At 66.4% G+C, this 10,615-nt stretch carries 9 protein-coding genes; 5 read left to right on the forward strand and 4 right to left on the reverse strand.

The window, feature by feature from the left end; genetic code table 11:
• Positions 1-105: 105 nt before the first annotated feature.
• Positions 106-1,047, forward strand: a complete 942-nt coding sequence (locus JHD73_RS14140; RefSeq protein ID WP_199030909.1) for an alpha/beta hydrolase — start codon at positions 106-108, stop codon at positions 1,045-1,047.
• A gap of 12 nt (positions 1,048-1,059) precedes the next feature.
• On the opposite strand, the gene JHD73_RS14145 is transcribed toward JHD73_RS14140, so the two are convergent.
• On the reverse strand, positions 1,060-1,881 hold the full coding sequence (locus tag JHD73_RS14145) for a MipA/OmpV family protein (protein ID WP_368735541.1): 822 nt from the start codon (positions 1,879-1,881) through the stop codon (positions 1,060-1,062).
• A 201-nt stretch (positions 1,882-2,082) separates the two neighbouring features.
• Here JHD73_RS14145 and JHD73_RS14150 point away from each other — a divergent pair, with 201 nt between their 5' ends.
• Together JHD73_RS14150 and JHD73_RS14155 are read left to right on the forward strand one after the other, a co-directional pair.
• Positions 2,083-2,814, forward strand: a complete 732-nt coding sequence (locus tag JHD73_RS14150; RefSeq protein ID WP_199030919.1) for a response regulator — start codon at positions 2,083-2,085, stop codon at positions 2,812-2,814.
• Positions 2,815-2,817: 3 nt separating this feature from the next.
• Positions 2,818-4,116, forward strand: a complete 1,299-nt coding sequence (locus JHD73_RS14155; RefSeq protein ID WP_199030910.1) for an ATP-binding protein — start codon at positions 2,818-2,820, stop codon at positions 4,114-4,116.
• Here the strand turns inward: JHD73_RS14155 and JHD73_RS14160 are convergent.
• Complete coding sequence (locus tag JHD73_RS14160; protein WP_199030911.1) at positions 4,113-4,916, reverse strand: helix-turn-helix domain-containing protein; 804 nt, start codon at positions 4,914-4,916, stop codon at positions 4,113-4,115. The two genes, JHD73_RS14155 and JHD73_RS14160, sit on opposite strands and share 4 nt — an antisense overlap.
• 191 nt (positions 4,917-5,107) lie before the next feature.
• On the opposite strand from JHD73_RS14160, the gene JHD73_RS14165 reads away from it, so the two are divergent.
• On the forward strand, positions 5,108-6,295 hold the full coding sequence (locus JHD73_RS14165) for an ABC transporter substrate-binding protein (RefSeq protein ID WP_199030912.1): 1,188 nt from the start codon (positions 5,108-5,110) through the stop codon (positions 6,293-6,295).
• A gap of 942 nt (positions 6,296-7,237) precedes the next feature.
• On the opposite strand, the gene JHD73_RS14170 is transcribed toward JHD73_RS14165, so the two are convergent.
• Positions 7,238-8,539: an MFS transporter gene (locus JHD73_RS14170; protein ID WP_199030913.1), complete on the reverse strand. Its 1,302-nt coding sequence runs from the start codon at positions 8,537-8,539 to the stop codon at positions 7,238-7,240.
• An 8-nt stretch (positions 8,540-8,547) separates the two neighbouring features.
• Positions 8,548-9,804: an AGE family epimerase/isomerase gene (locus tag JHD73_RS14175; RefSeq protein ID WP_199030914.1), complete on the reverse strand. Its 1,257-nt coding sequence runs from the start codon at positions 9,802-9,804 to the stop codon at positions 8,548-8,550.
• Positions 9,805-10,004: 200 nt separating this feature from the next.
• Between JHD73_RS14175 and JHD73_RS14180 the strand changes: the two genes are divergently transcribed.
• Positions 10,005-10,615, forward strand: a 611-nt coding sequence (locus JHD73_RS14180) for a glucan biosynthesis protein (protein ID WP_199030915.1), incomplete at its 3' end; no start/stop codon positions are given.

Consider the following 10,615-nt stretch of genomic DNA (forward strand, 5'->3'; position numbering starts at 1 on the left):
TGAAGCAGAGTCGGGTAGGTGCGGCGATTACCTGTCGCGTAATTGTGATCGCCACCCCTGCTGCCCATACTGCCAGCATCCTCGACACCCCGAGCGGAGTGCCCTATGCAGCGCGAACCGATTGACTACCCCGCCGATGCGCTTCCCACCCGTGAGGACCACGTGCGCACGGCCGACGGCTGGTTGCTGCCCGTGACTGTCACCAGCCCAGGGCTGGGTGCACACGGCACGGTGGTGATCTGCTCGGCGCTGGGCGTGCCGCGCCAGTTCTATGGCGCCTTTGCGCGCGGGCTTTGCCTGGCCGGCTGGCGCGTGGTGACGTTCGACTATCGCGGCATCGGGGACGCACTGGCCACCGGGCCCGCGCATTTGTCACCTGCGCCGCGCTTTGCCGATTGGGGCCGGCAGGACATCGACGCCGTGCTCAAGTGGGTGCACGACACGCTCGTCCCCGAGGGCTGTGGCGGGCGCAGGCTGGTGGTGCTCGGCCATAGCGCGGGCGGACAACTGGCCGGGCTGGCGCCGCACATCGTGCATGCCGATGCGCTGGTCCATGTGGCGGTGTCGCTGCCCAATGCGCGGCTGTGGCCCTGGCGGGGGCTGCTGAGCCGGCCGCAGCTGGCGTGGCTGTTGCGCGTGCGGATTCCGCTGATGGTGGCACGCGTGCGCGGCGGCATGTTGCCGCTGTCTGCCGTCGGGATGGGGCCGATGTCGATTCCGGCCACCATCCTGGGCGATTGGGCGCGCTTTGCCCGGCAGCGCGGCTACCTGTTTGCACCGGGGGCGGGGTTGGATACGTCGCGCTACCCGAGGCTCGCGGTGCCGCTGCTCGCCTGGGGGTTTGATGACGACCCGATGGCGCCTGCCCGCGCCATCGATGCGCTGGTTGCGCAATTTCCCGCCGCCAGCGTCACGCGCCGGCAGGTGGGCGGTGCTGCGCTGCCCGCCAAGGGCGTCGGCCACATGGGCTTCTTCCGCGCGTCGTCCGGTGCATCGTGGTGGCGCGAAACGGTGACGTGGCTGGACGCATTGCCCGCCCTCGCCTGAGATCTGGCGAACTTAGAACGTGTAGACGACACCCGTGCCGCCAAAGTAGCTCTGCTTGTTCTGCACGATCGGGCTCTTGGCGGCGTTGCCCAGCAGGCGCGTGGTGCCGATCGCCGTCTGCATGGCCCAGTGGCGCGAGAAGGCGTGTGTCCAGGCCACCGTCACCGAAGCGGCCTGCAGACCGCTGCCCGCGTCGTACTGCGCAAAGCCGCTGTTGATCGACTGCTGCGGCGTCACCCCGAAGTACGTCTGCATGTACTTGCGCGAGCCGAAATGCAGGCTCGGGCTCACGCTGATCTTGCTGGTGCCCCAGCTCACCAGCGGCGTTGCCATGTCGATGTGCCCGGACCAGCCACGCTCGCGGTTGGTGAGTGGCACCTCCAGCGAGGCGGTAGCCGTGGTCTCGCCGACGATCTTGCCGCCCACCGTGAACACGCCCAGCAGCGAGCCCTTCACCGAGCCCATGCCTTTCAGGTAGTCCGAGCCGGGGCGGCCATAGCGGTTGGTGTCGGAGCGGCCCGGGTCATACGACAGCGCAGCCGACGCGAACATGCCGTTCAGGAAACGGATGGCATAGCCCGCACCGCCCTGGGTTGGGTCGATGAACCAGCCGTTGCCGAAATCCGCGCGGAAGCCTGGGCCGGCGGTCACGGTGTACTGCTTGCCTCCCTGGTAGCGCGGGGCCACGCCTGCGTTGAGCGACAGCGAGTACGAAGCCTCGTCGGCATACGCAGACGCTGCCGGCAGCCACATGCCCGAGAGCAGAACCAGGTAAGGAATGGAGAAGCGGGATGCAAGACGCGGGGGGAGACGCAGGGAGAGATGAGTCGACACGTAGGACCTCTTGTTGGACCTCTTGAGAGAGAGTCCGCAGTCTGGCGAGAGGCCGCGCGCACGTCTGTCTGGAAATTGCCAGGAAGTTGTGCGCAATTGTGCGCGAGTGTTTGCAAGTTTCGCCGGGCCCTCCACTTGCAAGCCGCCCGCCGTACACTGCGCCCCATCAAAAGAAAAACGGGGGTATGAGCGATGACGGCGATGACCGACGAGCCGCTCAAGACCAAGGTGCTGCTGATCGAAGACGACGACCGTCTCGCGCAGCTCATCAGTGAATACCTGAGCAACTACGAATTTGCCGTGGAGGTGGTGCGCCGGGGCGACATCGCCGTGGCTGCCGTGCGCGAGCATGAGCCGGCGCTGGTGATCCTGGACCTGATGCTGCCGCACATGGACGGCATGGAAGTGTGCCGGCGCATTCGCGGGTTCTCACGCGTGCCGGTGCTGATCCTGACGGCGCGCGTGGATACTTACGACCAGGTGGCAGGCCTGGAGATTGGCGCCGACGACTACGTGCTCAAGCCCATCGAGCCGCGCCTGCTGGTGGCACGGGCCCGCGCCTTGCTGCGCCGCGCTTTGCCGGCCATGTCGAATTCGGAACCGGCTGCGCCCCATGACGACACGCTTGTCTTTGGCGAGCTGGCCATCTCGCCGCCCAATCGCACTGTGAGCTGGCGCGGTCAGCCGGTCGACCTGAAGACGGCCGAGTTCAACCTGTTGCTGATCCTGGCGCGCGCCGCGGGCACCGTGCTCAGCCGTGACGACATCCTCAAGCAGCTGCGCGGCATCGAGTTCGACGGGCTGGACCGCACCGTGGATTCGGGCATCTCGCGCCTGCGCCGCCGCTTTGGCGATGCCTCACCCGAGCCACACAAGATCAAGACGATCTGGGGGCGCGGCTATCTGTTCAGCCCATCAGCCTGGGAGGATTGAGCCGTGCTCAAGTCCCTATTGAAGCTTTACGCCATGGTGGTGCTGGCGGCGGCGCTGGCGCTGATTGGCGTCAACAAGTCCTTTGTCTGGTTGTTTCACGACACCCTCACGCATGGTGAGCGCGAGGTGCGCAAGGGCTATGCCTTTACGCTGCAGGACTACCTGGACCATGCGAGCCCGGCCGGCCGCGACGCCGCACTGGCGCGCCTGAACAAAAACGCGTGGGAGAAGTTCGATCTGGTCGACCCGGATACCGTGCCGGATCTGTCCGCCCAGCAGCGGCACGATCTGGCCGACCACAAGCTCATCCTGATGACCAACGGCAAGGACTACTACCTGCCGCTGCGCGATGGCACCGTGTTGCATGCCTACAGCGCAGACATGGACTACCTCGGCATCCAGTTGATCGCCTACTCGCTGATCGCCATTGCTGCGTTGTTGCCCCTGCTGGCCTGGGTCTGGCTGCACTGGCGCGACCTGCGTGCGTTGGAAGAGGCGGCGCGCGGTTTTGGCGCGGGCAAGCTGTCGACGCGCGCCCAGTTGCCCAAGCGCTCCAACGTGTACGGCCTGGCGCGCCAGTTCAACGAGATGGCCGAGCGCATTCAGGGATCGATCCAGCACCAGCGCGAGATGATGAACGGCATCTCGCACGAGCTGAAGACGCCGATCGCGCGGCTGGAATTCGGCATCGCGCTGCTGCAGTCCCCCGTGCCCGAGGCGCAGCGCACCCTGCGCCTGGACGCCCTGCGCCATGACGTGCGTGAGCTGGACGAACTGGTCAGCGAACTGCTGGCCTTGAGCCGCCTGGAGCAGGGCGCCACGCACCTCGTGCTGATGCGCGTGGCGGTGGGCGAGTGGCTCGACAGTGTGGTCGCCAGCGTCGCCAACGATGTGGCGGACCGCCAGCTCACGCTGGCCGTGCACACGGAGGCCGCCCCCACCCACCATGTGTGCGATCCGCGCCTGGTGGCGCGTGCGTTGCTCAACCTGATCCGCAACGCCGCGCGCTATGCACGCAACACCATCACCGTTCGGGTGGAGACCGGCCACGCCGGTGCGCTGCTCCTGACCGTGGAAGACGACGGCCCCGGCATTCCCGCGCCAGACCGTGCGCGCGTGTTCGAGCCCTTCCTGCGCCTGGACGCCAGCCGCGACCGCCATACCGGCGGCTTCGGCCTGGGCCTGGCGATCGTCCGGCGTATCGCGCTGGTACATGGCGGCGAAATCCGGCTCGATGCCGCAGAGGGTGGCGGCGCGCGCTTTGCGATGCTGCTGCCGGCGATGAGCATACCGCCGATCTAAGCGGCGTCCCCCTCCGAGCCCGGCCGATGCAGGAACGCGCTGGGGCTCTGACCGAACGCCCGGCGGAACATCGCCGAGAACGCGCTCTGGCTGTTGTAGCCCAGCGCCTGCGCCACGCGTGCGAGCGGCACCCCCTTCGACATCATCGGAATGGCGCTGGCGAGCACCGCCTGCTGACGCCACTGAGAAAAGCTCACACCCAGTTCCTCACGAAAGCGCCGCGCCAGCGTGCGCTCGCTGGCGCCCACGTCACGGGCCAGGGCATCGAAGGTGAGTGGCGTGCCGGGGTCGGCCATCACGCGCTCACAGAGGGCGCGCAGGCGCTTGTCGGTGGGCATGGGCAGATCCAGCGGCAGCGGGGCGCTGTGGCGGATTTCGTCGAGGATCAGGGCGCCCATCGCCTGCTCGCGCGCGGGCGGCAGCGGGTGGCGTACGTCCATCGCCGCGATGAGCTCGCGCAGCAACGGTGACACCTCCATCACACGGCACTGCGCCAGCGTGCCCGTCGCCAGCGACGGGTCGGCGTACAGGGTGCGCAGGAATGCTGCCTCGACCACCCACACCTCATGCTCGATGCCGGGCGGAATCCAGATTGCGCGTGAGGGCGGCACCACCCAGGCTGTGTCGCCGGCCTGCACGCGCAACACGCTGTTGTGGCTGTACGCCACCTGCGCCCACGGATGCGTATGGCGCGGGAAGCGCGTGTTGGCGTCCATCTGCCGCGTGTACAACCGCACCGGATGCGCCGGAGAGGGCGGCGTGCGGCCTTCGACATCGGTGGGCAGGAGGCGCTGTGGCATGGCGGGTTTGCGACAGAAGCGGTGGCGTGAGTCTAAAACGACCCCGGCAGGACTTGTCGAAGCCCCTGCGCGATGGCAGGCTATCGCCCGCGTGAATGATGTTCCGCGCGACCAGAACGACAAAGCGGGCCGCCCAGGCGGCCTCGACAATAACGCCGTTGCCCAAGATGTGACGGTGAAGGGTGCTAGCAATGCAAACGGGAAATCACACGCGTAGCCGGGGGGCGCGCGGAAGAACCTGGCGCGGCCGGCCGTGGGCCGCCGCGCTTGCGGTCTCGCTCACGCTGTACACGGTGCTCGCGGCGTCTGTCGCCCGCGCCGACATCAGCGTCATCCAATCGTTGCCGCTATCCGGCTCACAGGCTGCCACGGGGCGCGCGCTCAATGCTGGCGCCCGGCTGTACTTCGACTGGCTCAACCTCGACGGCGGTATCAATGGCGAATACATCCGCCTGGTCGCCCGCGACGATGAGCAGAAGGTCGAGCAGACCGTGCGCAACGTGCGCGACATGGCCAAGATCGACAACCCGGTGGCGGCGCTCACCATCGTGGGCACCGCCAATGTGGAAGCGCTCATGCGCAACGGCGTGCTGGCCGAGGCCAATCTGCCGCTGGTTGGGCCGGCCACTGGCGCCACCACCATGACGGGCGATCCGTGGGTGTTCCCCATCAAGGCGAGCTACCAGCAGGAGATGGACAAGATGGTGAGTGCGCTGGTCACCATCGGCATCACGCGCATCGGTGTGCTGTATCAGGACGATGCGCTGGGCAAGGAGGCGCTGGCGGGCGTGGAGCGCACGCTGAAACCCTACAAGCTGACGATTGCTGCCACGGCCTCGTACCCGCGCAACACAGCCGCCGTCGGCCCGGCGGTGGACAAGCTGCTGGGTACCGATGTGCAGGCGATCTTCCTGGGGGCCACGGCGGAGCCCGCCGCACAGTTCGTCAAGCAGTACCGGGCGCGCGGGGGCGGGGCGCAACTGCTTGGGCTGTCGTCCATCGATCCGGGCATCCTGCTCAAGGTGGCGGGCATCGAGGCGGTGCGAGGCTACTCGCTGGCGCTGGTGATGCCCAACCCGGGCAAGAGCGTGAACCCCGTCATCCGTGAATTCAACCGCGCCCGCACGGCCGTGGGCGCCAAGGATGTCGACCTGTCATTCCGCGCGGTGGAGGGCTTTGTGGCGGCCAAGGTGCTGGCCGAAGCCGTGCGCCGCGCCGGCCCCAAGCCCACGCGCGACCAGGTGCGCCGCGAGCTGGCCAACCTGCGCAACTTTGATGTGGGCGGCGGGTTTGTGGTGGATTTTTCTGATCGCACACGACCGGGCTCGCACTATGTGGAGCTGGGCGTGGTCGGGCCGAACGGGCTGGTGATTCAGTAACGCTGCGCGCAAGGTTCGGAACCTCAAACGCGAGGCTTTGAACTCGGACTGTCGAGCTTGGAACTCCGCGTGTGAGGCTTTGGGCTCGGATCGTGACGTTCATCACTCGGCACGTGAGGCTTTCAGCTCGACCCGTGCGTTTTTTGGCTCGGGGAATGGAGATCGGAGAGCCACATGTGAGGCTTTTTGCTTCGAAGGTCGAGTTCAGTGCTCGGCAGGCGGTGCTCTGAGCGTGAAACGCGAGGGTTGGGGGCTTGTTGGCGCGCGTTCGTCGGAATGAGGGTGGGGGTTTCTGGTGTTGGTCCATCCCCGGTATCGTCCCCTGCCGGGGCCGACTCACTTTTCTTTGTCTTGCCAAAGAAAAGTAAGCAAAAGAAAGGCGCGCCCGAGATGGCGACTTCCCCTTGGATTTGTGCAACCGGGCGGAGACGGGGAAAACTCGCTGCGCTCAGACAGTTCCCCGTCTTTTTTCCGCCCGCTTACAAAAATCCAAGGCGCCATCAAGGGCAGGAAAGTCAAAGGCCAAACCGGCGGTCAACGAATGTGAGCGCCAAGGCGGGGGTGACGCCGATGCGCGCAGCGGCACCCAAGACGAAGTTGTGCGCAGGCAAGAGATTGTTTGCTTTTCCTCTGCCCTATGCGGCGCCTTGAATTTCTGTGAGCGTGCGGATAAAGGAAGGAGCCTTGTCTGAGCGCAGCGAGTTTGGCTCCTTCCCCGCACGGTCACAGAAATTCAAGGAGTCTTTCGCCGCATCGGGCGCGCCTTTCTTTGCTTACTTTCTTTGGCAAGACAAAGAAAGTGAGTCAGCCCCGGCAGGGGATGAAACAAGGGATGGACCACCAGGGCCCGCCCCGGCAGGGGATGAAACAAGCGATACACCACAAAAAAAATCCCCCGAGACAAGCCCCGGGGGAAGATTCATCCGCAAACTGCGCCAGTGATCAGGCAGCCGGGGCGGTGCCCGCACCGTGCACGTGCTTGCCTGCCGGCTTGACGATCGCCAGGGTGGCGATCAGCCCGCACAGCGCAGCAAACGACACCCATACGCCTGGCATCGCTTTGTTGCCGGTGGCGTGGATCAGCCACGTGGCAATCGCCGGGGTGAAGCCGCCAAAGATGGCCGTGGCCAGGCTGTACGCCAGCGAGAAACCGGTGGTGCGCACTTCCGGCGGCATGATCTCGGTGAGCGTGACGACCATCGCGCCGTTGTAGCTGCCGTACAGGAATGACAGCCACAGCAGCACGGTCAGCATGCGGGCGAACGACGGCGCGCTCACCAGCCACTGCATCGCGGGGTAGGCCGTCAGCAGCATCAGCACGGTGAAGAGGATCAGCAGCGGGCGGCGGCCCACACGGTCAGACACCGCGCCCATCACTGGCAGCCAGAAGAAGTTGGAAGCGCCCACGCACAGCGTGACGATCAGGCTGTCCATGTCCGACAGGTGCAGCACGCTCTTGCCGAAAGTCGGCGTGTAGGCCGTGATCAGGTAGAACGACACCGTGGTCATCACCACCATCAGCGTGCCCGCGCCCACCAGGCGCCAGTTCTGGCCCATCGAGCGGAACACGGCAGCCAGGTCCGGACGGTGCTTGCGCTTCTGGAACTCCTCCGTCTCTTGCAGCGAGCGGCGGATGATGAACAGGAACGGCACGATCAGGCAGCCGATGATGAACGGCACGCGCCAGCCCCACGCGCTCATTTCAGACGGCGGCAACAGGAACGACATCAACACGCCCAGCAGCGCGGCAAACATCACCGCCACCTGCTGGCTGGCCGACTGCCAGCTCACGAAGAAGCCCTTCTTGCCCGGGGTGGCGATTTCGGCCAGGTAGACCGACACACCGCCCAGTTCCACGCCCGCAGAGAAGCCCTGCAGCAACCGGCCGATCAGCACCAGCAGCGGCGCCGCCAGCCCGATGGTGGCGTAGCCCGGCACCAGCGCGATCAGCAGCGTGCCGCACGCCATCAGCGCCAGCGTCACGATCAGGCCCACGCGGCGGCCGTGGCGGTCGATATAGGCGCCGAGGAAGATCGCGCCCAGCGGCCGCATCAGGAAGCCGGCACCGAACGTCACCAGCGACAGCATCAGCGACAGGAATTCGTTGCCTGCAGGGAAGAAGGTGTCCGCAATGGCCTTGGCGTAGTAGCCGTAGACCATGAAGTCGTACATCTCTAGAAAATTGCCGCTGACCACCCGGAAGATGGCGCGGGCCTTGGATTCGTTGGGGTTATGGGTATGCATGGGGTGCCTCACTCAACAACTTGGGTACAACGTAAAGGTGAACCGGGCAGCGCTGCGGTGCGCGTTGCCCGGGCCGCCTCGTAAAAAGTGGTGATGTGGTACGGGGTGCTCGACGGCATGTCGGCGCGCAGGCACTGGCCGGTGGCGTCGATCACCTCATGCCAGCCGTGCGCGTGCAGGAAGCGCGCAAACCACGCCGGCAACATGTGCGCGAGCATCGCGCCGTGGGTTTCGGTGCATAGCGCGAGGGCGCGGCCGTATTCAGTCTGCGCCCAGATGCGCTGGCTGGCGTCGCGCATGGCGCCATCCAGGCCGAGTGCGAGGCACACGCCCTGCGTGTCCGGGTCGACGCCCAGGCTGCAGGCGGTGTCGAGGGCGCGGCCGAGCGTTTCGGCCAGGTGGCGGCCGGCGTCGGAGCGGGTGAATACGTCGGCATGCGCCCGCACGAGGTAGAACCATTCGAACTGGTGACCGGGCTCGATGCGGTTGTCCGGGCTGGCCTCGTCGACGGGCAATTCAGTGATGCTGCCCGTGCGCGCATCGATGAAGCGCGCGAGGATGCCCTCGGCCAGCGTGCGCACGCCGGCTTCAGCCCAGGCGGGCGGTTCGCCCAGCGCGGCGGCGGCCAGGTAGGCCTCGGTCAGGTGCATCACCGGGTTTTGCGCAACACCGGCCAGGGGCACGGCAAATGCCGCATCCATGGCGGCCACCGGCAGCGCGGCAGTATTCGTATCCGTGCCCGCGCGGGCAAAGCGGCGTGCAATCACCTCGTGCGCGTCGTCCATCAAGGCGGCGGCGCGCGGGTCATCGCTCACGGCCAGCCAGTGGGCGGCCGCGAACAGCACGAAGGCGTGCGTATACAGATCCTTGGTGGTGTCCTGCGGGGCGAGCGCGCTGTCGATCGAGAACAGCCAGCCGCCGTTGATGGTGTCGCGAAAGCGTGTGTCAAGCGCGTGACACAGCGCGGCGGCGCGCTCGGCGCACAGCGCCTGGTGTCGCGTCGAGAGCTGTGTGGCGCGCGCAAATGTATACAGTTGCCGCGCGCAGGCCATGGCGCGGTAGCGCGACGTCGATGTGGGCGCCAGCGTGCCGTTCTCGGCGATCAGCGCCTCATAGCAGAGCCCCGCCTGGGCGTTCCAGCCGGGCCCGAGCCACATGGGCAGCAGGACGTCGTCGTAGAAACGATCGAACGCCTCCAGGGCGACCGTCATGTCGGACGATTGGCCCGTGCCAGGCAGCGAAGTCTTGGAAAACGTTGGAAACATGTGCGCCGTGAGAATCGTGGCGAATGGCTTGGGGCCAGTAGGGCGTGAATTGTGCGCCAATTGAAGAATAGGCGCCACGCGGATCGGCCCCAATCCCGGTTTTGGTGAAGGGTTGTGGGTCCAATGAAAGGTTTCTTGCTGGATGCTGCCTGGGCGGGTGTTTATGCGAAGATGGCTCACCCTTGGTTTGGCCTAGACCCATGCATCGTCGCGACCTGCTCAAGCAGTTGGCCGCCGGGCTGCTTGCCCTGGCGCCCGGTTTGTCCCGCAGCATAGCTTCTGGCGATCGCGCCGGCAGTCCGCTCGGCGCGCCCGAACCGTTTGACGAAACGCGCCTGCTGGCGCGTGCCCGTACGCTAGCCGCCCAGCCATATCGGCCACGCAGCACGCAGCTTCCTGCGCCGCTGGCCACCCTGGGGTGGGATGGCTACCAATCCATTGGCTACCGTGCCGATCACGCCCTCTGGGCCGGGCAGCATCTGCCGTTCGAGGCCCGTTTCTTCCACCTGGGGTTGTTCTTCAAGTCGCCCGTGCGCATGCACGAGGTGGTGGATGGCCAGGCGCACCTGATTGCCTATGACCCGGCCATGTTCGACTACGGCAGGAGCGGGCTGGACCACCAGGCGCTGCCGGTCGATCTCGGCTTTGCCGGCTTCCGGCTGACCACCAGGGCGGACCCGACGCGGGATGTGGCCGCCTTCCTGGGCGCCAGCTACTTTCGGGCGGTGGGCGGGCAGTGGCAGTACGGCATGTCGGCGCGCGGGCTGGCGATCGACACCGGCCTGTCGCGTCCCGAGGAGTTTCCCGATTT

Source organism: Ralstonia sp. ASV6 (assembly GCF_016429285.1).
GTDB classification, from domain to species: Bacteria; Pseudomonadota; Gammaproteobacteria; order Burkholderiales; family Burkholderiaceae; genus Ralstonia; species Ralstonia flaminis.

What these genes read in the sequence shown, in the direction of transcription:
- JHD73_RS14140 (WP_199030909.1), top strand. Translation starts at nt 106, where the DNA reads ATGCAGCGCGAACCGATTGACTACCCCGCCGATGCGCTTCCCACCCGT.
- JHD73_RS14150 (WP_199030919.1), top strand. Translation starts at nt 2,083, where the DNA reads ATGACCGACGAGCCGCTCAAGACCAAGGTGCTGCTGATCGAAGACGAC.
- JHD73_RS14160 (WP_199030911.1), bottom strand. Translation starts at nt 4,916, where the DNA reads ATGCCACAGCGCCTCCTGCCCACCGATGTCGAAGGCCGCACGCCGCCC.
- JHD73_RS14165 (WP_199030912.1), top strand. Translation starts at nt 5,108, where the DNA reads ATGCAAACGGGAAATCACACGCGTAGCCGGGGGGCGCGCGGAAGAACC.
- JHD73_RS14170 (WP_199030913.1), bottom strand. Translation starts at nt 8,539, where the DNA reads ATGCATACCCATAACCCCAACGAATCCAAGGCCCGCGCCATCTTCCGG.
- JHD73_RS14175 (WP_199030914.1), bottom strand. Translation starts at nt 9,804, where the DNA reads ATGTTTCCAACGTTTTCCAAGACTTCGCTGCCTGGCACGGGCCAATCG.